We start from the raw sequence: 25,422 nt of genomic DNA, 5'->3' as shown, positions 1-25,422 counted from the left end.
ATTAAGCAGCACTAATTTTTGGTAGCAACTTTTTATGTATTTTATGCAAATAATGATACATTAGTGTTTTTTGTAATGGCTTGCCCGGATACTCTGCTAGCTATTTTTCAGAATATTCGGGCTAATATCTGATTATTAAATTGTTTATTTATTGAGTTAATAAATAGTTCTGATACTGTTTTCGCAGCTCAACCTTTCTGAGTTTTCCAGTCCCTGTCAAAGGCAACTCAGTCACTTGAATAATAGCATCAGGTAGCCACCAAGAGGCTACATGCTCTGCAAGCACTGCTCTCAGCAGGTTTTTATCAAACTGTTGGTCAGGTTTTAGCACAATTAGCATAATCGGCCGCTCTCCCCATTTAGGATGCTTAGCAGCAACAACACAGGCTTGCTGGATTGCAGGATAATGAAGGGCAGCATTTTCTAATATGGCAGATGAAATCCATTCTCCACCAGATTTAACCAGGTCTTTACTTCTGTCGATAATACATAAATAACCACTTTCATCTATTGTGGCTATATCGCCCGTATCAAACCAACCATTATCATCACACACTTTCACATTACTGTTATAGTAGTGTTCTATGACCCAAGGGCCTTTCACTTTTAAATGACCACAGGTATCACCATCATGCGGGAGGGGCCTGTTATAATCATCAAATATTTCAATCTCTATTCCAAAGATAGGTTGCCCTGCTGAGCTTTGGATAGCAATACGCTCCTTTAAAGGTAGGTCCATTACCCTGGGGGTTGGGATTGCAGTAGTAGCAAGCGGACCTGTTTCCGTCATGCCCCAGAGTCCCATCCAATAAACATCATACTCGTTTGCATAAGCTTCAACTAAAGCCGATGGTGATGTGGCTCCACCCACGGCAATTAATTTCAAACTGGGCACATAATTACCAGATTCCTGTAAATAATGATAAAACGTTTGCCAAATGGTAGGCACTCCAAATGCTTTATCAACCTGTTGCTGTTCAATTAACTGATATAAAGAAGCACCATCTAACTGCGAACCAGGCATCACCAGTTTACAGCCGTATAAAATAGCAGAAAATGGTAATCCCCAAGCACACACATGATACATTGGCACAGCCGGTAGTGCCGATGTGTAAGGTGATAAATCTAAAAATTGTGAGCTGCCAGTAACGGTTGCATGCAAGACACAAGCATAATGGTCTGCTAATACACCTTTGGGGTGCCCAGTTGTACCTGACGTATAACAAAGAGACGCTGCCTTCCGACTATCAAATCGCTGCCAGTCAAAATATGGTTTTTGGTCACTTAGAAGTTGCTCATAAGCAATCACATTGGATAGCCTGGTTTGTGGAAGCTGCGCTCGGGTGCAATTTATGATAAAGCCTTTTATATTTGGTAGTTCTTGATAAAACTTTTCTACTAACGGAATAAATTCAGGATCCATAAACAAATACTGGTCTTCAGCATGATTGATAATGTATTTAATTTGTTCAGGAAACAGCCTGACATTTATCGGATGCACCACAGCTCCAATACCTGATATTGCATAATAACATTCCAAATGTTGGTAATGGCTCCAAGCCAAGGTACCGATTCGCTGGCCAGAAGTTACTCCCAAACCGATTAATCCATTTGCTAACTGCTGTATACGCTGATATGCATCAGCATAAGTATACTGATGAATAGCACCAGTAGGCATTCTCGATACAATTAATTGGTCAGGGCTCCGCTCTACAGCCTTACGAATGATATCGTGGGTAAGTAACGGGTACTGCATTATATTCCCTTGCATAGTTTCTCCTTTAATTCTTATAGTTATATCATTCGTTTTGATTATATATACTCTTGGCGAATGATTTTAAGTAAGTATGGACAACCCAGTTTGTAACAGGATATTACTAAATGAAACAATTTTCTAAAAAACTAATAATCTCTTCTACTATAGTTGCCAGCATTATAGTAAGTACACAAACACTTGCGGCTAAAAAAGTTTTACTAAAAACCCCCATTGCCTTTAGCTCTTCTTTACCTGCATTAGGTACCCCTATTAAATGGGTTTCTCAACAGTTGCCTCTCATATCGGGAGGCTCTATCAAAATGAAGCTTTACGAGCCAAATAAACTGGTCGCTCCTTTTGAAATTCTAGATGCAGTTTCTACAGGTAAAGTGAATAGTGGCTATACAACCGCTGGCTATTGGGCAGGAAAAATGGCTGCGGCCAGTTTATTTTCATCCATTCCATTTGGGCCTGAAGCCCCTGAGTATATGGCTTGGCTTTACTATGGTAACGGGCTGAAGCTATATCAGGAAATGTACGACAATGCAGGCTACAAAGTTAAAGTATTGCCTTGTGCAATTATTTCTCCAGAAACATCAGGCTGGTTTAAAAAACCCATTACCTCACCAGAAGACTTTAAAGGTTTAAATATACGATTTTTTGGTTTAGGTGGTGAGGTTTTACAAAAATTAGGGGCATCCACCTCATTGCTACCAGGAGGGGAGATTTTCAGTGCGCTGGAAAAAGGGGCTATAGAAGCAACTGAATATTCCCAACCTGCTATTGATGAAAAATTAGGTATCTATAAAGTTGCCAAACATAACTATTTCCCGGGTTGGCATCAGCAGTCCACAATATTTGAGTTACTCGTTAATAAAAAACAATGGCAAGCTATGAGTAAAAGTCAACAATCTCAGTTATCAGCGACTTGTATGGCATCCGTAACTAATTCGATTGCCGAATCAGAATATATTCAGTTTGATGCAATAATAAAAAATGAAAACGAGCGTGGTGTAAAAATGCATAATTGGGACAAAAAAATGCTCGCTACATTTAAACAAGCCTGGCAAGAAGTAGCAGCTGAGCAGAGCAAAAAAGATCCAATGTTTAACAAGGTTTATCAAGATCTATCTAACTTCAGAAAAAAATATGCTAATTGGGCTAGTAGGGCCTTTTTACCAAGAAGTCTTTAATATACTCTTCGCGAATTGACTTAATATATAGAGTAGCGCTTTATGTGGCAAGAAGGAAGTTTGCCGGCACCACCAGGTGCCAATGTAGTTTATTACTGGGTAAAGAAAACAGGCGAAGTCATTTCTTGGGCTTATGCAGTATTGATGGTCGTTATTATCTTACAGGTCATCTTGCGTAAAGGTTTTTCCAGTGGTTTGATAATATTAGAAGAACTACAATGGCATTTATATGCCATTGGTTTTATGTTTGGTATGGCTTATTCACAGGTAATGAATAGCCATATCAGGGTAGATTTATTTTATAGTCGCTTCTCAAATAAAACTAAGCACATTATAGAAATTATAGGGTTATTATGCTTTGTATTACCTTTTATCAGCATTATTTTTATACACAGCTTAGATTTTGTAGCTGACTCCTGGCGCATTAATGAGCGATCAGCTGCCCCTGCTGGATTACCTTTTCGTTGGGTAATCAAATCTATTATCCCTATTGCATTTAGCCTTTTAGCAATAACTGTTGTTACCCGTATTTACCACGAAACATACTTACTCATTACCTGCTGGAGATCTTGATGGAAGTTAATGAGATTTTAGTAGTCGCCATGTTTTGCAGTTTTATAATTTTGTTGTTTTCCGGCTTTCCTGTCGCTTATGTTTTAGCAGGTATAGGAGTAATATTTGCAGCTATTGGTTATTATGCAGATAGTTATTTTGATGCATTCACCGGCCTGAATTTCATGACATTAGGCCTGGCAGTTAACCGAATTTATAAAATTATGGATAACTGGATCTTGGTCGCTTTACCCATGTTTGTTTTTATGGGCCATATGCTGGATAAGTCAGGCATTGCTGAAGCCTTAATGGAATCTCTCCAAGCTTTATTTGGTAAAGTTAAGGGTGGGCTTGCAATCACTGTTACACTCATAGGCATTATCCTAGCAGCATCTACAGGTATCATTGGTGCATCAGTGGTCTTATTAGCCATGATTTCACTGCCTGCCATGCGCAATCAACAGTATAAAGACAGCATTGCATTGGGTACCATTGCCTCTGCTGGCACCCTTGGTATATTGATTCCTCCCTCTATCATGCTAGTCATTATGGCTGACCAGATTGGAGTTGCTGTTGGTGATTTATTTATGGGGGCTGTTATACCTGGATTAATACTAGGCCTGCTTTATATTATTTATCTATTCATTTATGGTCTGTTACACGCAGAGCATTTGCCCACTCCCAAAAATGTAGAACGGGTGACAATTTATATATGGTTCAATGTACTTAAAGCAACCGTGCCTACTCTCTTACTGATTATTGGTGTCTTAGGCTCTATCTTTGCTGGCTGGGCAACTCCCACTGAGGCATCAGGCATTGGAGCCCTTGGAGCAACCTTACTTGCCCTTATTCACAATAAATTAAGCTTTACGGTATTCAAAGAGTGCCTGCATAAAACCATGAATGTTACTGCTTACATTTTTATGATTTTTATCGGCGCATCTTTATTTGCTTTAGTATTAAGAGAACTAGGCGGAGATGAGCTAATTGAGTCATTTTTAACCGGTTTACCTTTTAGCGACTATGGCATTATTTTGTTTATCTTAGGCATTATTTTTTTACTTGGCTTTGTATTAGACTGGATAGAAATTACCCTTATCATTTTACCTTTGGTTACCCCCGTTATTTCAGCACTTAACTTAGATATACCAGGTTATGGCGTTATAGATAACCCTGAAATTATTTGGTTTGTCATGCTAGTAGCTGTTACTTTACAAACCTCTTTTCTTACACCACCCGTAGGGTTTGCATTATTTTATTTGAAAGGTGTATGCCCACCTGATATTAATTTAACTACTATTTACCGAGGTGTCATACCATTCATTATTTTGCAGATCACGGGCTTGCTAATTATTTTATTATTCCCCGCACTGGTAAACTGGTTTCCAGCGTTGGTTTATCGCTCCTAAATGATATACTCTTCACGAGCGACTATTAAATTTCAGGCAAACACAAGGAGAGTATTTTGAAAAAAATAACAACATTATTAATTTCAACATTAGCTTTTTCAATAACGACATCAGCAGATACAATTTACCCCAGCTGGAGCCATCTCAATCAAATACCAGTATATTTTAGTGTACCTGAAGGCGTTAAAAATCCAGTCTTAACTGCATCCGATGTCACTGACATTAATGCTGCATTTGTTGCTGACCCATTTCTTTTTAAGGATGAAGGAAGTAATAATTGGCTTATGTTTTTTGAGGTGCTGAGTAATGACAGCAGCCAGGGAGAAATTGGCCTAGCTAAGAGTACTAATGGACTAGATTGGAAATATGATCGAATAGTTCTAGATGAGCCTTTTCACCTATCTTATCCTTATGTTTTCAAGCACAATAACGAGTACTACATGATTCCTGAAACCTTTGAGGCAGAGAGTATTCGTCTATATAAAGCAACTAACTTTCCTTATAATTGGCAACATATTAGCACCCTTGCTACCGGAAAAGACTTTGTTGATCCTTCAATTTTTTATCATAATAACCGATGGTGGATGTTTGTCACTAATACTTCAAATGCAGTCACGTACTTATACTCATCAAAAAACTTAACCCATGGTTGGCAAGAACATCCATTAAGCCCTGTTATTTCAGGTGACGCTAGCACAGCTAGACTAGGTGGACGCAGCTTTACAATTAAAGATGGTAAGATAATTCGGATAGCTCAAAAAGATGATGTATTTTATGGTGAAGCTGTACGACTATTTGAAGTATACGACTTAACAACTACAACCTATGCTGAGCGAGAAATTAAGGATAGTCCTGTCTTGTTCCCCTCTGGTTATGGCTGGAATGCAAAAGGGATGCATCATCTTGACCCCTGGTGGACAGGAGATCGCTGGCTAGCCGTAGCAGATGGCTATGGAAAAACTTACTCTATCGGCATGTATGAAGCTAAAGGCCAGCTTCTTGAATCTTCCCAAGAAACTATCTCTAATAAATTTGCCCAAATCACTCATGTTTCTGGGCATAATGACAATACAGATACCAACTTAGGCACTGTGTTATCTAATTTAATTGAAGGACCAGGAATAGGCTTTCAGTCTGCTCCACCCTATCGGCGCATATCCAGCCAATCCTGGTCAACTAAGTCGGTTGGTTATTTGAGAAACTATTTTCAAGTTACTCCTAAACCCATCATTATAGATTTTAAATTGAAAAGCCTTTCTGATATTAATGCCATTAGCTTGTGGCAGAATAAATATGCCCAAGGTAACTCAGTGCGTAGTTTTAGACTTTCATTCTCATATACAGGTGACTCATCAGGCCTAGGGCAAGCTAGATATTTCTTCACCCAAGCGACTCCCTTAGAAAGCCCAGTCACATTAAGCTTTACAAAAACCAAAGCCAACTTCATCCGTATGGAAATACAAGATAACCTACATATAAAGCCAGTTGGAGGAGACCGGGTAGGCTTGCAAGAAGTTGCTTTTCATTTGACTGATGAGTAAGTTGATAAGCTTTCATTTGTTTTAATACATTAAAAGCTGAGCTTGATAGTATTTAAAAATAGTCCAATAGATGTTGTGACCTATTGGACTGTTTTTTTATTTAAGCTTGATACACAGTATAATCAGAATAACCTTTATGATCACCACCAAACAAACTCGCTTGATCAAAATCAGCCAGAGGTAATTTATTTTTTAATCTATAAGGCAAGTCTGGGTTAGCAATAAAATCCCGACCAAATGCAACTAAGTCTGCATAACCTTTATCAAGCACTTGTTCTGCACTTTCTCGTGTATAGCGTCCTGCAACAATAATTGTACCATCAAAGCTCTCACGTAATTGTTCTCTAAAGCCAGTAGGAATGACTGGTGCATCATCCCAATCAGCTTCAGATAAATGAATATAAGCTATTCCACACTGATTTAACTGAGTGGCCCCCTGTAATATGGTTGGCACAATATCAGGACAATTCATATCTTTAAAAGTAACATAAGGCGCTAAACGTACTCCTATGCGCTCAGTCCCTATACGAGCTGCCACTGCATCCACCACCTCCATTAAAAACCGCAGTCGATTTTCCCTATTACCGCCATAATTGTCACTACGATGGTTTGAGTTCGTTCGTAAAAACTGATCAATCAGGTAGCCATTACCACCATGAATTTCTATTCCATCAAATCCTGCTTCAACAGCTTTTTCTGCTGCTATTGCAAAATCATTAATCACCTGTTGTATATCGTTATCATTCATTCCTCTAGGCTTAACACACTCCACCATTTCGCCAGCTTGTCCATCTTTCGCTATCCAAACGTGAGTATCAACGGGTTTAATGGCAGAAGGAGCCATAGGTAATCTCCCTTTTTGAAAATAAGGATGAGACACTCTTCCTACATGCCAGAGCTGATTAAAAATCACGCCTCCCGCATTATGAACAGCAGTAGTCACTTGTTGCCAGCCGCGAATCTGTTCTGAAGTATATACTCCTGGGGTAAAGGAGTAGCCTTGGCTATCATCTGAAATTTGTGTTGCTTCAGTAATGATTAACCCTGCAGAAGCCCTCTGGGCATAATAATCTGCCATTAATAAATTAGGTATGTTACCAGGTTGATCAGTACGGCATCGTGTCATTGGCGCCATTACTATCCGGTTTTTTAGCTGGCTATTTTTTAATACTGCCGGCTCAAATAATTGGTGAGTCATTATAACTGTCCTCTTCTATACCCTTCGCTGATGAGGTATTAATTGTTAACTTCTTACACCTACAGCGTCTTCATATGATTGTCTCAGCAAAGCAAGTGGAGAAAAGCCAGCAAATGCGATAACCTTCTTCAAATAATTTTTGAAAGTAAGAGAAACTCATGGCAGCCATAGCTGACTACCGGACCTTTCTAGAGATTGTTCACTGTGGCAGTATCTCAGCTGCTGGTCGTAAGCTAGGTTTATCTCCAGCCAATGTTAGTGCAGCTTTGGCAAGGCTAGAAAAAAGTTATCAAATCAGACTTTTGTCCCGCACTACACGTAGCCAGCAACTCACTTATGAAGGAGAAAAGTTCTATCAATATTGCCTGGCTGTCGCTGATCAAGAAACTGAGTTAATTAATGAATTAACAAACCAACATGAACTCGCTGGCTGGATTTCCATATCATGCACACAAGATTTTGGCCGCAATATATTGTTACCAATTATTAATACTTTTATTGCGAATCACCCCAAAATACAGATCAACCTTCACCTTACCGACCAGTTAAGCGACTTGGTAAGAGAAGGTATTGACCTTGCCATTCGGTTAGGTCCGCTGAAAGATTCCAGCATGGTTGCCAGAAAACTTGCCGACAATCGTCGAGTATTAGTTGCATCGCCTAAATACCTGGCTAAATATAACTGTCCTAATACCCTCAATGAATTAAGTCTGCATAACTGTCTTACCTATAGCCAGAGTGGAGAGAGGCAAACAGAATGGCGTTTTAGTAATAAAGGTAATCCAGTATCTATCAACATAAATGCTACTCATACAAGCAGTAATGGTGAAGTAATAAAGCTTTTAGCATTAGCAGGCAAAGGAATCGCACTAAAATCGATTTGGGATGTAACACAGGAAATTAAAGATGGGCAATTAGTGACTATTCTCGATGAGTTTGCAGCAGAAAGTGGTGCGGTCTATGCTGTATTTCCCAATCGAAAATTTGTCCCTCAACGGGTATCAGTGTTGATTGAGCACCTTAAAGAGGTTTTAGAAAACGTCATGTAATACCAGTCAGGATATGCTCTTCATGAGTAACTATACCCTGACTGGTTATTCTATAGTTTAAAGCTTAATTAAAACATAATACATATGAAGAATCCGTTAATTCAGGATATCTTTCATTTACTAAGTTATGCACATAATTCTGGAATTGATTAATATCTTTAAACTGTGCTTCTCCGTAGTTAGGATCAAACAACGTAAATACTTTTTGACCCCAATCTCTGCCACTGTCGACAAGCTCAACCTTTGCAGCTAAGGCATGGCCAGAGTCCTGTCCATTACCATGAATCGCAAAATAATATAATCCTGGCTGATTAACCTGACTAATATTCAGCTTGTCATTATCAATACCAGACTGGCTTACATCTAACTCCAAGCCATAGTTTTCTTTAAAGTACTCAATTAATTTATCTTCTCTATTTTTGCCTGTGGTATTCCAGCGTTCACCTGTCGTATTGGTTCGGTTACTGTCACTATAGTACTGAATAGCCAAATTCATTACTTCTTCTTGGCCATCCGTTAACTTAGAGGCTGAAAACCCGTCTATAAAACCAATGTCCTGATAGAAATTTTCCTTAACCTGCTGAGAAGCCATCCATTTCGCTGAAAGTGCTGCACATATTCCTTCTTGCCCAAATGCTCTTTCACCAATAAAGCGTGACTGCTGAAATGGAGTAATTTGAGCTGCATTGTGTTTTTGTGCAATAGCAACACCCGGGTTGACAAGGCTATCTAAGGCACTAACTGAAGATGTGATTTTTTCAAACTGAACAGGTCCATCTTCTTTAAGCTCTGGGCATTTATTCAGTACATAGTTAACTGTTTGCTCTGAGAAAGTATGATGAATTGCAGCTCGAATATCAGCATTAAATCTAGGTAATGACTTAAATTTCAGGCCTAAATGATTTTCTAAAACATCCTTAATAACTTCTGCAGTTACTTTAGTCTGCTTTTGCTGCTTGGTAATATGTTTCAGCTCTTTTTTTCTATCTGTAATAAGTTGTCTAGCATGCCTTCTATATTCAGGGCTGTGCTGCTGTTGATAGCTTCTCCTATCTCTTGGTAACTGTGCAAGAGCTTCTCTTAGTTCAACTTTTTTACGCAGTTCAAAATCTTGATAACGAGGATCATTCAACTGCTGCTGTTCTTTTGCTGCCGCTTGCCTTTGGCTTGCTTCAGCAGTGTGTTGCTGTTTTAAGCTGCTCAACTCTTTTTGCAATTCAGGTACATGCTTGCTTCTCTTAGAATACTCTTTTGGATGGCTTTCTTTCCATAAAGACAATGCATCTTCAACCTTTTTAAGCTGCTCTGGGCCTTGATGCTTTTGCAGTAACTTAATCTCTTTTTGTAGTGCCTTGAGCTCTGAACTTTGGGTATGTAATCCACGTCTGTATACAGAGTTGCTAAAAGTATTACTACCCGACTCAAGCAGCTTCAGCGAACGGCCCTGCAAACTGGCTTGTTGGTCAATGGTTGTTGGAGCTGGTTGATTTGTTGCCAGATTTGCTGCTGGTGTTGAATTGCCTATGCTTGATAAACCGCCCATGAGGTTTCCTATTCTAATAGTCTTGGAAGTTTGTAAATAATAACCTCAAACGATCGTTTAACTTTACTAATATTAATCCATTTTTTTTATATAAACGTGTAAGTATTCACTTAAGATACTAAGTCAGAATCATCAGCTGCATGACCTCCTACTCACTAATCCAAATACGTATCAATACCACTACAATTGGTGTAAACATAGAGAGGTGTATAATAAGTCACTCTTGTTGTCTACTTATGGTTTCTTAATATGATCGAAAAACTTGAACAAATGTTAAAACAAGGACAAGACAATTCCATGCTACGATTTGGTCTAGGTAAAGCCTATCTAGACAATAAACAACCCGACGAAGCAATAGAGCATTTTCAAGTTTGTTTGCAACATGACAAAAATTACTCAGCTGCCTGGAAGCTACTTGGGAAATGTTATGTAGAACTCAAAAACTGGGGCAAAGCAGCAGAAATTTACCAACAAGGAATCAACATCGCTAATGAAAAAGGAGATAAACAGGCTGAAAAAGAAATGCAAGTTTTTTTAAAACGCTGTAATAAACAATTGAATAAATAATATAGTGTCTAATTTTATTAGGATAATAAATCAGTTTATAACAGGCATGGTTGGAGCTGAAAATCGCGCTCTTAATTGTCGTAATAGTGAAGACTGTGAGTGCAAGGAAGGTTTGTTTCCTGCTAAACACACCCTGATTGTTCATGGAATGGTCAACCAGGCTAAGAAATTTACCATGGCTTAACCAGCACCTCAGAGTGGACAGGTGCTTTATTGTCTACTCTTTTACGCGAAGTGGGTGTTAAGGGTGGAGCAAAATGGGTTTTAGTTGAAGGTAGTGATGCAGCAGTAATGACTCGTAGTGCACCCATCGATAAATGCAATTTTAGCCTATGCACAAAATGGTGAAGCAATAAGACCAGAACAAGGTTATTCATTACGTTTACTGCTGCCAGGGTTTGAAGGTAACACTCACATTAAATGGCTACGCCGATTTGAAGTAAGCGATATGCCGTTAGTTTAATGGAAAGTAGCGTACTAGAGGGCATGAAGGACTGGGTAGCAGATATTGGCAATTTAAAGATTTATAAACTATACCACCACTTTGGATCGATATTTTTAAACTTTTCAGTCAAATTGGGTGTCTTGATATCAATGTGCTTTCTTTGTTTTAAATTAGCTTTACTAAAGGCATCTTTAAAGTGTTGATGATTTTCAAGTAGGGCTTGTAAACTACCATCAACTAATGCTGTTTCCATACCTAGCTTAATCGTATTGGCTAGGGTGGTATTGCCTTTACGCACATAGAAAAAACGACCAAAGGGGTATACTAGTACTAAGTTTTTATCTACAACCAAGCTATTATCGTTGCTGCTATATTTATCTAAAAAACCATATACTTCATTGGCACCTAAAGGAAACATATCAAACCGCTGTTTCTCAACTTTATTGATTAACTGTGATACTCGATTAGCCTTGATTACCTTAATCCCAGCGTTTTCAAGAATCGCTATATCCCCCCAGCCAACACCTTGACCAGCAATATACTGGGTTAAGTCTGCCAAATTTTTAACTGCTGCAAATTTATCAATATTCTGCTGATGAATAATTAATAGCCGCCAGCCAAGTATACCTCTGTCGATGGGTAAATAAATAGGTTCAAAACGCTGCTCCAATTCTGCTTGATATCCTGCATCAAATACAGACAAGATCCCTCTTTCCACAAATTTTTTAGCACTACGCTGGTTAACTGAAGGACCATGAAGTTTCAATAAATAGTCCTGACCAGATTTTTCTAGTGCCAGCTCTAGCACATGAAAGCCAATAGATTCCCCCCCAATACCATCTATATTTGGATACATTACTTCTATATTCGCTTTTAGTGCTCCGGCGTAAACAATGCTGATAAAACACGACGTTAGCATTGAAATGTATTTGAACATAGTTACCCCCTTGCCTAACTACTCTACTACTTGGTACAACCAACAGGCTAGTATTGGAAAGCCAAAATTCAGAAACCACAAATCATAGTGCAGCAATAAGATATATGTCCAATTGTATCAAAAACACTAAAGCCGTGAATTTCGCAAGGCAGCGCTAAGCATAATATTGCTTCGTCAATTGCCACATAAGCTCATTCATAGGTTGTTTTATAATCAATTATGACTGTAACGGCCAAAATCTGGCTAAATAACCAGGCTAACCTTGTATTGAAATCTCACCTCCAGCCACTTAGCATCTCTTACAATGTCAACCTAGGTGTGTCTTATCATTGGAACAATTATATGTCTGGAAGTAATTCAACCCTAACAGCTGGTGCCTCTTTAGATGCCACTGCCACTCCGTCATCGGGTCGTTTACAGTGGTCAACCCGGTTATCTTTTATCCTAGCTGCCACCGGTTCAGCTATAGGGCTAGGGAACATTTGGAAGTTCCCTTATATTACAGGAGAAAATGGCGGTGGAGCGTTTGTACTCGTTTACCTTGCTTGTATTCTAGTAATCGGTATACCACTAATGATGGCTGAGATAATGATTGGCCGCCGAGGCCAACAAAGTCCGCCAAATGCAATGGCATCACTTGCTAAAGAAGCTGGTAGCAACTCTCTTTGGAAAATAGTGGGTTGGGCGGGTGTTATTGCCGGTTTTCTTATTCTTAGTTTTTACACAGTTATTGCTGGCTGGTCTGTGTCTTATATTTCGGTAGCAGCTGACACTACTTTCGTAGGGAAAAGCCCAGCTGAAATAGGCAGTATGTTTGAGAGTATGCTGAATGACCCAACCAGATTACTAACTTGGAGCACCCTGGTAATACTTGTCACTCTCTTTATAGTAGGTAAAGGTGTTAAGTCTGGCCTGGAAAAAGCCGTCAATATTTTAATGCCATGCTTGTTGGTGCTTATTATCGTTATGGTGGGCTATGCCATGACAACAGGCCATTTTATGCAAGGTGTCAGTTTTCTATTTAATCCAGACTTCAGTAAGCTATCTGGTGAAAGCATGCTGATTGCATTAGGCCACGCTTTTTTTACTTTAAGCTTAGCTAGTGGTGCAATTATGACCTATGGTTCCTACCTGCCTAAAAGCGTGTCTATTGCGAAAACTACTATTTATATCGGTATAGTGGATACCGCAGTTGCTTTACTGGCTGGTTTGGCTATCTTCCCTATCGTTTTTGCTAACAACCTAGAACCTTCAGCTGGACCAGGCCTTATTTTTGTTACACTGCCTATTGCTTTCGGCCAAATGCCGTTTGGAACAATAGTAGGTATTTTATTTTTTATCATGTTATCAATTGCCGCATTAACTTCTGCTATTTCAATGATAGAGCCCAGCGTCGCTCGTTTGGTTGAAAGATTTAAAATCTCCCGCTTTAAAGCCTGTACTTTGCTTGGCTTTAGTTTGTGGTTACTAAGTGTAGGCTCTGCTCTCTCTTTCAATTTATGGAAAGAAGAAAAGTTATTTGGCAAAACCTTCTTTGATATGGTTGATCACCTAACAGCAAACCTAATGATGCCTCTTGGCGGATTGGCAATCGCTATTTTCAGTGCCTGGATCATCAATAAGAAAGTCTCTCAAGAAGAGCTAGGGTTAGGCAAAGGTGTAATGTACAACATCTGGCTATTTACAATGCGTTTTATCACTCCAATTTGTATTGTGATCGTCTTTCTTAATGCTTTAAACATTATCTAAATGTATGAGTGGTATATACGTAACATAAATCCATGTTTTCTGTATGTACCACTCACACTTTTTAATTACAAATAGTAGATTTTATTGTGGTTTACCATCTTTTAAGACTTCTTCTTAAAGCCATAGCAGGCTTCTATTAGTAAAAACGGGCACATCGTCTTTACTGCTTAGCCTAAAATAATAAATAAACTCCGACACAATAACTTTTTACTAGCCCTAGTTTCGGAACGACTTTATCAATGAAACTCAGGCTATATGATAGGGGGCTTCCAGAATTTACTAGTACAACCAGCAATACTTTATGTCTACAATAGTAGCAGATATGTCAGATGGTATTTATCAACCATTAATTTTAAATGTAAATAATAGAGGGAATGGGTTGTATATGAAAATATGGGTAGATGGCGATGCTTGTCCTGTCGCAATAAAAGATATCCTCTATAGAGCAGCAGAGAGGAAGAAGGTGTTAGTCACCATAGTGGCTAACCAGTATATGCAAACACCGCCTTCAAAGTTTATTTCATTTTTGCAGGTTTCAAGTGGTTTTGATGTAGCTGATAATGAAATTGTAAAAAGAGTTGAGCCGGGTGATCTAGTAATAACTTCTGACATACCGCTTGCATCAGAGGTTATTGATAATGGTGCTCTTGCTTTAAGTCCAAGGGGTGAGCTTTTTACTGAAGCAAATGTAAAATCCCGTTTGAATATTCGAGACTTTATGGAAACCATGAGAAGTAGTGGCATTCATACTGGAGGGCCAGCTCCATTAAGTCAGAGCGATAAACAAATGTTTGCAAATCACCTCGATAAGTGGTTGCAAAAAGCAAAGTGATAATTCATTTCCCAGCAGATAAATGGGAAAGCCCCTACTTGGTTGTATAATCCCTATCCCACCCCGAGCTAGCAAACTATTCACTATATACAGCTTGGCTATGAAACTCCTTGCTATCTTTAGCTGCAGAGTTGATAGCTTCTCGAAAATATAATTCAACTGTCAAGTGGTTTGGTGGCTGAAGTGATTACTTGACTACATTTAAAATACTGATCTTGCCCATCAAGATCAGTATTTTTGTGTCCCATCGAAACGATTAAACATGTCCCCTATAGGTGCCACGAATTGGGTAATTATTACTAGGATCTTTTATAAACTCTATTCCAGAGACCAATAAATCCAACTCAGGGCGTGCAAATGGGCCATTAGATATATCAACCAAATGTACCTGACCATTTTCATTGATGACAAAAATACCTGGTTCAGCAAAGGGATGATCGGTTTCTTGCTTTGATCTTGGGTTAGAAATGTATAAACCTAACTCTTGCATTTGCTCGACACTCAACCCGTAGAAAATAGGAAAACTAACACTCAACTCAGTTAAGTGCTGAGTTAATTTCGCTTTGTCATCAGCTGAAACAGCAACGAGTTCAACTCCAAGCCTTTGTAGCCGTTGCTTGTAATTTTCCAGTTTATTAAGGTACTTAGTACATAATGGGCAATGTTTACCACGATAAACTACCACCATTTTCCAATCCATACCCTCACTAATAGCATCAAGATGAATTGGTATTTCATCCTGTTGATTTACTATGATTTTAGGAAAAGGGGAGCCCGCTAAGACTGCCGAATGTGTCATACATTTACTCCAATGCTATTTGTCTAATGCTATTTTTCCGCCATCACCAGGCAATTTATTCCTATAAATCACGGATTCAATTTAGGAGATAGAGATGGCTTTCATTAATAATTTCAGCTACAAGTTAGAGTGCACGAGCCAGCATTGCCCAGAAAAGGACTTCGACATGAGATCGAGCGACGATATCAAACTCTTCCTCTCGCCCTTCGCGATACTTCTTAGCCAGCAAACTAGTTGCAAAGTCGATAACCTCATCACTATAGCCTGCATACCAGGCGAACGGGGTGTTGCTTTTCAGGTGAGCCGAGAAGTCTGCTTTTGAATGGCCCTGATGAATATAACTTTGTACATCCCGAATGTATTCCTGGACAAATTTAACGTCCTCTTTATAGCCTAGATTGCTGTGGCCAGTAACCATCACATCCCAATCTAGCGACAGCAGATAATCTATATCGTTTTTATATGCGATGGCATTTTCAACGTTGGAGAAGCTTCTGAACTCCAGCTGATCTGGGTGAATCAAGTCAATCGCGTGTAATATCTTACGGCCACCATCTTTAATCAAAAAGCCGGTGTTATCCGGAGTATGACCATCAAAGTTTTGATACACCTCAAAAGTGTGCTCTTCAAAAACCAGCTTATCCGAAATAATTTTTGTAACTGGCGCTGGCAAAGTCACCTTATGAGAGATCAACGCATCTCGGACTTCCTCTGTTGCGTATATATCGATTTTGTTATCACTAAGCTCTTTTAAAAGCACACCTGAGTCACCCACATGATCAGCATGCGCATGGGAGTAAACAATCCCACGGAGTGGCTTATCTGTAATCGCCTCAATCGCCTTTAAAATCCTTTTACCTGTATGTATCGGGGCATCAATAAGTAAAGCGCCCGTTTTACCCACAAGTAAGGTCACGTTGTAGTTAGCAACAGAAATCCAGTAAATATTTTCGCTTAAGCGTTGCACTTCAAATGGTTTTTTAAAGCGCTCAAGATGCCCCCCTTCAACCTTTTGCAAGTTAGTGGCGACCTCCGTCAGGGAAGCGGGTTTATAGATAAATTCAACAGCAGATGCATTTGCTGACAAGGACAGAATAGCCGCCGCCAGTAGTACTTTGCTGCTTGAAAACTTTTTCATTGCGATCTCCGGTTATGTTCATTCAATGGACTTGCTGGGATGCTCATGACAATGCCTCGCTCCAAGGACATCACGCCAGCTTTATGGTATAAAACCATTACACAGTATCTTTGTTGCTGTTGGTATGTTTTATATACCGTAGTGATTCGGTATACGAAGATCAAGTACGCACTGTTTAGGAATAAGGTATCCAAAAAGTAACTCATGAGTAAAAACAAGCAGATAGATCAGCCCAGTGGCTGCACTGAAAATCTGGACTGTCCAGTAACAGCCGCTATTGATGTCATCGGTGGAAAATGGAAGGTAATCATTCTGTATCACCTGCGGAACAATACGCTGAGGTTTGGAGAGCTCAGAAAGCGTATTCCTAAAATCACTCAGAAAATGCTGACGCAGCAGTTGCGTGAATTGGAGGCGAACCATCTGATTGTACGTAAGGTCTACGCTGAAGTTCCGCCAAGGGTTGAATATACAAGCACCCCAATTGCTGACGAGCTGCGACCAATTATGGATATGTTATGTGCTTGGGGCGAGCGCCATAAGGAGCTACTGCGATCTGCTGAGTAGCAGCAGTCATCTCTAATTAAAATGTGTGCTCCTTCAACAAAGATGTAAAATAAAAACTAATGAAAACAAGTTAATTTACGCCGCTATTTATTTCAAATTAATTTATATTTAGTTTCTTATGAAGCTTTTATCTTTTGATATATCCAGCATCTTTACTTATTTATCACTAAATTGCCAGCCTGGGGAAGTAGAAAAGTAAATCTCTCGTTTTTCAAGTATTATGTAGTATCAATGATTACTTGATTCAGTATTATATTACTAGCTGGATGAATAACAAACTACCACTGCTTATTTAGTATCCATTCCATATATCCTCATGATTAGAAATGAGCCATACAGAACAACAATTGTCTTTCAATTAATTGTCGAACAATTATAGATTGCTTCACTTATCATGATCATTAAGCAACCTATAATGGGGAAGTGTGAAACCCCCTCTCATAAACGAACTCACTAAGATAATTTATGAGAGGGGTAAAGTAATGGGTATAGTAAAAAATATAGTTATGAATAGTTAGTTTATGGCTAGTTGACTTGGAATTTTCATTAGGCTCAGCTTTTCTGAGCCTTGATGCTAGATAGTTATTTAATACTTCTCATCCATTACTCTATGGCGTTCTTCATGATAGCCTTCTTCATCAAGGCCATAACGCCAATAAGGTACCGCATATAGCTGCTTTTTAGTCAGACCATATTTACTTTTTAAATAATTACGAATATTGACTACCGCGCTGTTTTCACCAGCGACCCAAGCTGACATGGTAATAATGTTAACTGGCTTTTCTATTTGCCTAATTGCATCTAGTTGTAAAGTACTGTCACCAGCAGCCATGTTACCTCGATATAACCAATGTATCTCAACCTGAGAGCGAGTCACTAAAGATTGTTGCTCTGCTTCATCTTCCACTTCAATAAATACATGTCCTGTTGTATTCTCTGGCAGCTCTTCAAGCAATGCAGCAATTGCAGGTAGAGCAGTCATATCTCCTGCAATAATATGCCAGTCAGCAGGTGCAAGTAATGGATCAGGCCCACCAGGCCCTGCTACCCCTAAAAAGTCACCTGGCTTAGCTTTTAAAGCCCAACCTGAAGCAGGGCTGTCGGCCCCATGTAAAACAAAGTCTATTTCCAGTTCCTCTCGATCTGGATGATACTTACGTACACTATAGGTACGAGTAATCGGCTTTTCTTCCTTCGGGGGCCAAACGACTCCAGCAGGGCCTAGTGTTGGTAATACAGGTCTATCTTGATGAGCAAGTGGTAAAAAAACCTTTATATGAGCACCATTTCTATCTTCCGGAAACCCCTTAATCGCTTCTCCTGCCAGCGTAATTCGCTGCATATGTGCTGATACACGTTCAGACTTCACCACCTGTAAAAGCCTGGGTGGTGTGCGTTTCGGCACTGGTTTAGCCGTTTTCTTTATAACAGCAGCTGTAGTATGACTACTCAACTTTTATCCTCTTTTAAGGTTATTCACAAATCTTTGACAACAAAAATTTATTAGTATTTTTTACAATTTAGGGCTCAAAATCAGCTCATTTTTTATCGCAAATTCTAAATAGTTGAAAAACTGCTTTTTACTAATAGCTGGTTGTTTAAGCTTTGTTTTTTCAATCTCTATTTTAAATTGCTTGTTTGCTACTTTATTAGCCACCCTCTTTTCTGTAGATTGATTACTACTAGAAGATGACCTCATATCAAAAAAAGCCACTATAGCTAAGTCTTCATCATTGGAGTATTTTTTAACTTGTGTTTTCCAGTCCGGTAGGGGTAACGAAGTTAATTGATAGCCAAACTGTTCCAGCCACTGAAACAGTTTTGGTAAGAGTACTTTTTTATCTAAAGCAACATTAAATACTTTTGAACCGCTCGTTTGCATCAATGAAATACGGCTAACAGCTTCTGCAACAAAATCAACCGGTGTCCATACTTCTTCAACATTTATTTGTGGTATTGCCTTAATTGGTATACTTGCATGAATAATACGCCAGAAAAAATCCTGTTTATTAACATAGCCTGTTTCCATGGCCCCTGTTACTCGGCCTAGCCGGTACACACTTACGGGCAAGCCTCTTTCTCCTGCTTGCTGCACTAAGTTCTCCGCAGCCCATTTACTTTGCTGGTAACCATCGATTAAACCCGCGTGATGATTGATAAACGTTTCTGGTAGTTCATCCATTATTGATTGAGGTGCTGCTACCGCTTGGGTGGAAATATGATGAAATGGTACAACTCGATTACTAGCAGCCAGCTTTAACAACTCTTTTGTGGCCAGTACGTTCACCTCTCTTAAACTTGAATAGTCCCGAACTATGCTCACCACAGCGGCATTATGATAGATTGCATCACACTGGCTCGCTAACCAGTTAAACTCTTGTTCCTCCAGCCCTAACAAAGGTTTACTAAGATCACTAACAATAGGAATCACCCTTGTCTCACTTTCATTAACTGCTAATTGCTGCTGGGTTAGAGCTGTTTTTATACGTGCCCATGCTTGTTGCTTGTTATTTGCTCGAACCAGGCAATATATTTCTGCTGAAGTATTCTTTAATAATTTATGTAATAGCTGTGCCCCTACAAATCCTGTAACACCAGTTAACAATATTTTTTTAGGATAACTATTTATAGCTAATTCATTTAAGTGTTTGGCAACATATTCTTCTTCAAGTATATGATCACCCAACTCCAACATCGCTTCTTTATTTGTAGTATTATTATTCGAGTTATTGTTAGATAATATCGCTGCTAAGTCAGCAGCAACTGGATACTTAAAAATATCTTCTACAGCGACTGTTTGTTGTAGTTCCAACCCTAGTCGGTTTGCTACTTGAATTGTTTGTAATGACTGTCCACCGATTTTAAAGAAGTCATCTTGAGGGCTCAGTGCCGTTTGTCCTAATACACCTGACCAGATGTTGAGTATTGTTTTTTCTAAAGGTGTAGCTGTTATTGTGATATTTTGAACACTTTCATCTGTATGATAAAAGCTTTGTAGCATTTTTCTATCAATTTTTCCTGAAGTCGTTTTAGGTAATTGACTGACTAACTCAATAGCAGACGGCACCACTGCAGGTGGCATTTCCTGTAGTAATATTTGGCGAATTTCTTCTGACGTTAAACTGAGTGGCGGATGCTGAACAACAAAAGCAATCAGCCGTTTACTTCCATTTGTTAGTACTTGACCAACAACAGCTGCATCTTGAATGCTTGACTGCTTAATAAGAATATTCTCAATTTCAGCAGGGTTAACACGATAACCACTGATCTTAAACTCATCGTCAATTCTGCCTAAATAAACTAACTCATCATTTTCATTCAACTTTACCCTATCACCCGTACGATAAGCTTTAGGGTAACCAGGCAAGCTGTTAAGATTAATAAACCTGCGTTGATTAAGCTCAGGTCTATTTAAATAACCATTAGCTAAGTTACTACCTAACAAATAAAGCTCGCCTTCATTAACTGTTGGTTGTAATTGGCTATCTAATATTACTGCTTGCACACCAGGTAGTGGTTTACCAATACTAAGCGCTTGATTATCTGGATTTATTTTTGAAATATCTGCAAACGTGGCAACTACTGTCGCCTCAGTTGGGCCATAGGTATTAAGTAGCTTTATTTTGTTACCTACATGACTTTGCCAGCGTGCAAGCCTTTCTGGTAATGCGGCTTCTCCACCAATGATGACCGTTTTCAGAGTTGGAGGTAAGTTATCCTTAGCAATTGCTAGAGTTAGCTCATGCCAATAGGCCGTTGGTAAATCAAGCACTGTAATTTTATGCTTAGTACATTCAGACAACAGTTGTGGAATAGAGTTAAGCATGTCATCTGTTCTCAACACTAAAGTACCACCAGTACAGAAAGCTAAAAATATTTCTTCAACACTGGCATCGAATTGCAGTGGTGCAAACTGTAAAATGCTATCTTTATTATCAACACCATAACTTTGTACTGCTGCGGCTACAAAGTTTGCCAATGCCCTATGACTGACTGCTACACCATTAGGTTTACCAGTAGACCCAGACGTGTAGATAACGTAAGCCATTGACCCTTGCTCTATTTTAGACACTAATCGTTGTACAACTTCTGTGGAATTATTGGTTGGTGATTGTGCTTGTATATATTGGTTAAGAAATAAAGTCTTTCCCACATTACCTGTAAGTTTTTCCTGATAGCATGAATAAGTAATAACTAGATCAGGCTGAGCATCTTCAAGTACCTCATTAATTCTTAATGCTGGCCATTCAGGGTCCAATGGCAAGTACCCTGCTCCAACCATCAGTACTCCCAATATACTACCGATAGCATCAATACTTCTTGGCAACAAAATAGCAATTAATGGATTTTTATTATCGTTGGTAGTGTTGCTGACAACTAGACTTGCTATAAAATACGCATAATCATTTAACTCATTGTATGTCAGTCTCACATTTTCATGTACTACTGCTGTCTTATCACCAAACTGTTTTACTACGTAGGTAATCAGCTGTATAACTGTTGTATTGGCTGCCAGACTTTCTCCACCATTAAGCAACCTGATTGAGTGTAATTCATTACAAACTGTGAGTTCAGGGCTTTCAATTAAGCGTGTTATTAACGCTAAATAGTCTTGTGACAAGCCTTGTATTGCTTCTTCGTTATAGCAAGCTGGATTCGCATCTATATTAAAGTGCATACTTCGACCTTGACCAGGTGCCAAAACCCCAAACGAAATATCTTCAACCGGTCCAGCTGTTAGATTATTTGTTTCTCCTTTACAGCCACCAAAATTCAGGTTTGTATCAAATGGCATTATATTGATCACTGGGCCAAATAAACGTTTATCTCCACCTAATAAGCCCAAGTCTCGCTTCATATCTTCATAACGATATTTTGGATGTTTTTTGCTAAGACATATCTTTTCACTGACTTTGATTACCACATCAGAAAAACTATCATTTACATTAAATTGAATTCGTAAAGGTATAATATTCATCTGCATGCAAGGTACACGAATAGCAGATGAACCCAATCGATTCATGACAGGCAAGCCTATGACGATATCGTCAAATTGATTTCTATACTGGTTAATTAACACTGCAAATGTAGCAACCAGAATATCCAGCCAAGAGACTTTTAGTTGTTTTGCTAATATTTCAGCTTTATTAACTAATGACGGCTCAATACTTGCCTCACATCGGATAAAATCTTGAGATATGGATGCTGTATTTGATGAAAAAGTAGCAACGCTCGATAAACTGGCCATTTCCTGCTGCCAAAATAGTTTATCCTTCTCGTACCTTGAAGAATTCCGATACGCAAGATCTTCTTCTATCACATCAGCTAGACAACCCAATGGCTTTGATACAGGGCTAACTTGATTAACTATAGCCGTATATAAATCTGCTACGCGCTTTATAATAAGTGAAAATCCATAGCCATCTATCACTGCATGATGTATGCGCTGATACCAATAATATTGATTAGAGCCTAACTTTAGCAACACTGAGTAGTAGAGAGGACCTACAGATACGTCAACTGCCTCTTTTATATTGTTAGACATCCATTGTTCAGCTACCTGCTGCGGATCACTTTGTGCAGTAAAATCAATAATAGCTAAAGACCAATCAGTCAAAGACTGTACCTGTTGGCCAGGTGAGTTATCAGCCTGCTTAACAATTTTCACCCGAAGGGCCTGAGCTTCTTCTAAAGCCAGATAAACAGCCTGCTTGAAAGCCTCCTCTTGTAAAGCCCCTACAATTTCAACAAACTCAGCAGTATTATAAACTGAACTTTCAAGATTTAGTTGTTGCCCTAACCAGATACCATATTGAGCAGAAGACAGCTGAAGTGATGCTGACATTGAGTACTCCCAAAAGGAATAATTACAAACTGAAATATTGATCAGACTAAAGCAAATGATAACTATTCGCAACTATGATTAGGTCGTATATGTGGTCTTAGGTGAATACTTATTAATCACTTCATATTTAACTAAAGACTAAAGTAAGGTACTCAAAATACTGTGGGTTAAGTATGCTTTTGCTGTAGTGCACAAAACAACTGTAGGACAATTTAATTTAATAAACCTACACCTAAATTGGAACTTAACCTTCCAAAGGGCGGTAGCGTGCTAAAAACTGATTTATTACAAACTCACTCACTTCAGGAGATAGGATTGAAAGGGCCAAACCCTAATAATAAGGAGCCAATGAAAGGTTTTCCTCAAGTTGGCTATTTAAAAAATTTTATCACTTCAGATAATATTATTGTTGGTGATTACACTTATTACGATGACCCAGAAGGACCAGAAAGGTTCGAACAAAACGTACTTTATCATTTTCCATTTATTGGGGATAAGTTAATTATTGGAAAATTTTGTGCTATTGCCAAAGACGTAACCTTTATAATGAATGGTGCCAATCATAAAACTTCTGGCTTTTCTACCTATCCATTTCAAATATTTGGTAATGGTTGGGAAAAAGCTATGCCAAAGGAAGGAGAATTACCCTACAAAGGAGATACCATTATAGAAAATGATGTTTGGGTTGGTTATAACTCAACCATTATGCCTGGAGTTAAAGCGGGTAACGGTTCAATTATTGCTAGTAAATCCGTCGTGACCAACGATGTTCCAGCATACAGCATCGTGGGAGGTAATCCTGCTAAAGTCATAAAGTTCAGATTTGATGATAGTACTATAAATGAACTATTAAAAATTGCTTGGTGGGATTGGGATGCAGAAAAAATTACAGCAAATTTAGAAGCTATTGTAGATTGTAATTTACCTCGTTTATTAGCTGTAGATAGCTCAAGGTAATAAAATGAAAAAACAAAAAATAATATTTAGGGCGATACATTATGTATAAAGCTTCTTGCCACTGCGGCAACGTGAATATAACAGTTAGCAATCTCCCCTCTGCTGTAACCAGCTGTAATTGTTCAATTTGCAATCGGCTTGGTTCTTTGTGGGCTTATTATAAGCCTGAAGAAGTCAATATCTGTATAAATAGCGAGCCAACAAAAACTTACTTATGGGGAGATAAGTTCATTGAGCTACATCATTGTGGCATCTGTGGCTGTACAACACATTATACCTCAACTGAAAAATGTGAGGAGCAAAGGATTGCAGTTAATGGAAGAATGCTCAATCTTGACACCATTCAATCGATTCCAATTAGAAAATTTGATGGTGCCGACTCTTGGCGATTTATTGATTAGAATTAGCATTAATCGTTTACGAGACAATCTATTACAGACTTAAAATAAATAATTCTACTTAGTATCTATAAAGGTATATTAGTTGCTATATTAGTTATACTTGAGCCAAAATCATGTTTATCGCTGTAATGAAGATAAAAGCACTAGTACTAGCTCTATTAGTTACTGCAGCTACATTTAATGCGCAAGCCCGCATTCCAGTCATTGTGCTGGCAGACGACTCATACCCACCTTACTCTTATGAAGAAAATGGAGAGGCTGCAGGCATATATACTGATATCTTATTACAAGCCTTTCAGCAAATGACTGGTTATGATATAGAAATTCATCCTATCCCCTGGAAGCGTGGCTTAAAACAATTGGAACTAGGCGAAGGTTTTGCCTTGTATCCTCCTTACCTGAGAAAAGAGACCCGTCCTTATATTGATCCTTATTCAACACCTATCTTAGCTGAAAAGCTTGTTGTGGTATGTCGTGAGGAGTTTCTCATTGATGATAACAGGGCTAATTGGCCTGAGGATTATAAAGGTTTAACTATTGGTAGAAACAGTGGTTTTGAGAGCTTCACTGATCACTTCTGGAGTTTTGCTCAACAGAATAAAATAAAAATAGAAGAAGCTAGAGGTAATCAATTAAATTTACTGAAATTATTAAAAAAACGAATACCATGTTATGTGAATGATAAGACATCAATTTTTTGGGGGCTCGAAAAACTAAAAAAATCTGGCGAATATAAACCTGCCATTCACGGAAAAGTAGTTCAAGGAGCTGTTTTAAATAGCGAATGGGGTTATATTGGTTATACAAATAGAGGTCTTGATCGTTACCCTTTCAAAAAAGATTTTATAGAAAAATTAGATTCTATTATAGTACAAATGAGAAATAGCGGGACAATCGAAAACATCATAAATCACTATATCTACACCCAATAGTGTTAACAAACC

At 38.6% G+C, this 25,422-nt stretch carries 21 protein-coding genes and 1 pseudogene; 14 read left to right on the top strand and 8 right to left on the bottom strand.

The features are described 5' to 3' along the window. Positions 1-148: 148 nt before the first annotated feature. The gene (locus ORQ98_RS17695) at positions 149-1,771 is read right to left on the bottom strand and encodes a long-chain fatty acid--CoA ligase (RefSeq protein WP_274690131.1); all 1,623 of its coding nucleotides are present in this window, start codon (positions 1,769-1,771) and stop codon (positions 149-151) included. A 110-nt stretch (positions 1,772-1,881) separates the two neighbouring features. Between ORQ98_RS17695 and ORQ98_RS17690 the strand changes: the two genes are divergently transcribed. Genes ORQ98_RS17690 through ORQ98_RS17675 form a run of 4 tightly spaced genes read left to right on the top strand, consistent with a single transcriptional unit; the run spans position 1,882 to position 6,451 of the window. Further along, complete coding sequence (locus ORQ98_RS17690; RefSeq protein WP_274690130.1) at positions 1,882-2,949, top strand: TRAP transporter substrate-binding protein; 1,068 nt, start codon at positions 1,882-1,884, stop codon at positions 2,947-2,949. Between the two features lie 42 nt (positions 2,950-2,991). Beyond that, complete coding sequence (locus ORQ98_RS17685; protein ID WP_274690129.1) at positions 2,992-3,522, top strand: TRAP transporter small permease subunit; 531 nt, start codon at positions 2,992-2,994, stop codon at positions 3,520-3,522. Then, positions 3,522-4,910 carry a TRAP transporter large permease gene (locus ORQ98_RS17680; RefSeq protein WP_274690128.1) on the top strand — a complete coding sequence of 463 codons (1,389 nt, stop codon included), beginning with the start codon at positions 3,522-3,524 and terminating at the stop codon, positions 4,908-4,910. The genes ORQ98_RS17685 and ORQ98_RS17680 overlap by 1 nt, the downstream gene beginning before the upstream one ends. A gap of 56 nt (positions 4,911-4,966) precedes the next feature. Then, the gene (locus ORQ98_RS17675; protein ID WP_274690127.1) at positions 4,967-6,451 is read left to right on the top strand and encodes a glucosamine inositolphosphorylceramide transferase family protein; all 1,485 of its coding nucleotides are present in this window, start codon (positions 4,967-4,969) and stop codon (positions 6,449-6,451) included. Positions 6,452-6,551: 100 nt separating this feature from the next. Here the strand turns inward: ORQ98_RS17675 and ORQ98_RS17670 are convergent, their stop codons facing one another. Further along, positions 6,552-7,649, bottom strand: a complete 1,098-nt coding sequence (locus ORQ98_RS17670) for an alkene reductase (protein ID WP_274690126.1) — start codon at positions 7,647-7,649, stop codon at positions 6,552-6,554. Between the two features lie 158 nt (positions 7,650-7,807). On the opposite strand from ORQ98_RS17670, the gene ORQ98_RS17665 reads away from it, so the two are divergent. Continuing rightward, complete coding sequence (locus ORQ98_RS17665; RefSeq protein ID WP_274690125.1) at positions 7,808-8,698, top strand: LysR family transcriptional regulator; 891 nt, start codon at positions 7,808-7,810, stop codon at positions 8,696-8,698. A 64-nt stretch (positions 8,699-8,762) separates the two neighbouring features. Here ORQ98_RS17665 and ORQ98_RS17660 read toward each other — a convergent pair whose 3' ends face one another. Next, positions 8,763-10,241, bottom strand: a complete 1,479-nt coding sequence (locus ORQ98_RS17660) for a YopT-type cysteine protease domain-containing protein (protein WP_274690124.1) — start codon at positions 10,239-10,241, stop codon at positions 8,763-8,765. A gap of 249 nt (positions 10,242-10,490) precedes the next feature. Here ORQ98_RS17660 and ORQ98_RS17655 point away from each other — a divergent pair, with 249 nt between their 5' ends. From ORQ98_RS17655 to ORQ98_RS17645, 3 genes and pseudogenes are all read left to right on the top strand, one after another. Further along, positions 10,491-10,808, top strand: a complete 318-nt coding sequence (locus tag ORQ98_RS17655; protein ID WP_274690123.1) for a tetratricopeptide repeat protein — start codon at positions 10,491-10,493, stop codon at positions 10,806-10,808. Between the two features lie 46 nt (positions 10,809-10,854). After that, positions 10,855-10,992 (top strand): hypothetical protein, encoded by a 138-nt coding sequence (locus ORQ98_RS17650; RefSeq protein ID WP_274690122.1) that lies wholly within the window; start codon positions 10,855-10,857, stop codon positions 10,990-10,992. 50 nt (positions 10,993-11,042) lie between these two features. Next, positions 11,043-11,271, top strand: a pseudogene (locus ORQ98_RS17645) (molybdopterin-dependent oxidoreductase). 61 nt (positions 11,272-11,332) lie between these two features. On the opposite strand, the gene ORQ98_RS17640 reads toward ORQ98_RS17645, so the two are convergent. Next, on the bottom strand, positions 11,333-12,190 hold the full coding sequence (locus tag ORQ98_RS17640; RefSeq protein WP_274690121.1) for a hypothetical protein: 858 nt from the start codon (positions 12,188-12,190) through the stop codon (positions 11,333-11,335). A gap of 342 nt (positions 12,191-12,532) precedes the next feature. On the opposite strand from ORQ98_RS17640, the gene ORQ98_RS17635 reads away from it, so the two are divergent. Both ORQ98_RS17635 and ORQ98_RS17630 read left to right on the top strand, forming a co-directional pair. Further along, the gene (locus ORQ98_RS17635) at positions 12,533-13,939 is read left to right on the top strand and encodes a sodium-dependent transporter (protein ID WP_274690120.1); all 1,407 of its coding nucleotides are present in this window, start codon (positions 12,533-12,535) and stop codon (positions 13,937-13,939) included. Positions 13,940-14,324: 385 nt separating this feature from the next. Then, positions 14,325-14,771: a YaiI/YqxD family protein gene (locus ORQ98_RS17630; RefSeq protein WP_274690163.1), complete on the top strand. Its 447-nt coding sequence runs from the start codon at positions 14,325-14,327 to the stop codon at positions 14,769-14,771. Between the two features lie 256 nt (positions 14,772-15,027). On the opposite strand, the gene ORQ98_RS17625 is transcribed toward ORQ98_RS17630, so the two are convergent. Both ORQ98_RS17625 and ORQ98_RS17620 read right to left on the bottom strand, forming a co-directional pair. After that, complete coding sequence (locus ORQ98_RS17625) at positions 15,028-15,570, bottom strand: peroxiredoxin-like family protein (protein WP_274690119.1); 543 nt, start codon at positions 15,568-15,570, stop codon at positions 15,028-15,030. Positions 15,571-15,694: 124 nt separating this feature from the next. Continuing rightward, complete coding sequence (locus tag ORQ98_RS17620; RefSeq protein ID WP_274690118.1) at positions 15,695-16,708, bottom strand: MBL fold metallo-hydrolase; 1,014 nt, start codon at positions 16,706-16,708, stop codon at positions 15,695-15,697. Between the two features lie 204 nt (positions 16,709-16,912). On the opposite strand from ORQ98_RS17620, the gene ORQ98_RS17615 reads away from it, so the two are divergent. Further along, positions 16,913-17,275, top strand: coding sequence for a winged helix-turn-helix transcriptional regulator (locus ORQ98_RS17615; protein WP_274690117.1), 363 nt, complete (start codon positions 16,913-16,915; stop codon positions 17,273-17,275). Between the two features lie 586 nt (positions 17,276-17,861). Here ORQ98_RS17615 and ORQ98_RS17610 read toward each other — a convergent pair. Together ORQ98_RS17610 and ORQ98_RS17605 are read right to left on the bottom strand one after the other, a co-directional pair. Next, positions 17,862-18,728 carry a siderophore-interacting protein gene (locus tag ORQ98_RS17610; protein WP_274690116.1) on the bottom strand — a complete coding sequence of 289 codons (867 nt, stop codon included), beginning with the start codon at positions 18,726-18,728 and terminating at the stop codon, positions 17,862-17,864. Between the two features lie 60 nt (positions 18,729-18,788). After that, the gene (locus tag ORQ98_RS17605) at positions 18,789-23,120 is read right to left on the bottom strand and encodes an amino acid adenylation domain-containing protein (protein ID WP_274690115.1); all 4,332 of its coding nucleotides are present in this window, start codon (positions 23,118-23,120) and stop codon (positions 18,789-18,791) included. 315 nt (positions 23,121-23,435) lie between these two features. Here ORQ98_RS17605 and ORQ98_RS17600 point away from each other — a divergent pair, with 315 nt between their 5' ends. The 3 genes from ORQ98_RS17600 to ORQ98_RS17590 all read left to right on the top strand — a co-directional run bounded on the left by ORQ98_RS17600 (position 23,436) and on the right by ORQ98_RS17590 (position 25,410). Then, complete coding sequence (locus ORQ98_RS17600) at positions 23,436-24,077, top strand: Vat family streptogramin A O-acetyltransferase (RefSeq protein ID WP_425347695.1); 642 nt, start codon at positions 23,436-23,438, stop codon at positions 24,075-24,077. Positions 24,078-24,118: 41 nt separating this feature from the next. Beyond that, complete coding sequence (locus tag ORQ98_RS17595) at positions 24,119-24,478, top strand: GFA family protein (RefSeq protein WP_274690113.1); 360 nt, start codon at positions 24,119-24,121, stop codon at positions 24,476-24,478. A gap of 113 nt (positions 24,479-24,591) precedes the next feature. After that, positions 24,592-25,410, top strand: coding sequence for a substrate-binding periplasmic protein (locus ORQ98_RS17590; protein WP_274690112.1), 819 nt, complete (start codon positions 24,592-24,594; stop codon positions 25,408-25,410). The last annotated feature ends 12 nt before the right edge of the window (positions 25,411-25,422 follow it).

It is taken from the genome of Spartinivicinus poritis (assembly GCF_028858535.1).
Lineage (GTDB): Bacteria > Pseudomonadota > Gammaproteobacteria > Pseudomonadales > Zooshikellaceae > Spartinivicinus > Spartinivicinus poritis.
The sequence above is the reverse complement of the archived record's forward strand: the minus strand, read 5'-3'. Positions and strand labels throughout refer to the sequence as shown.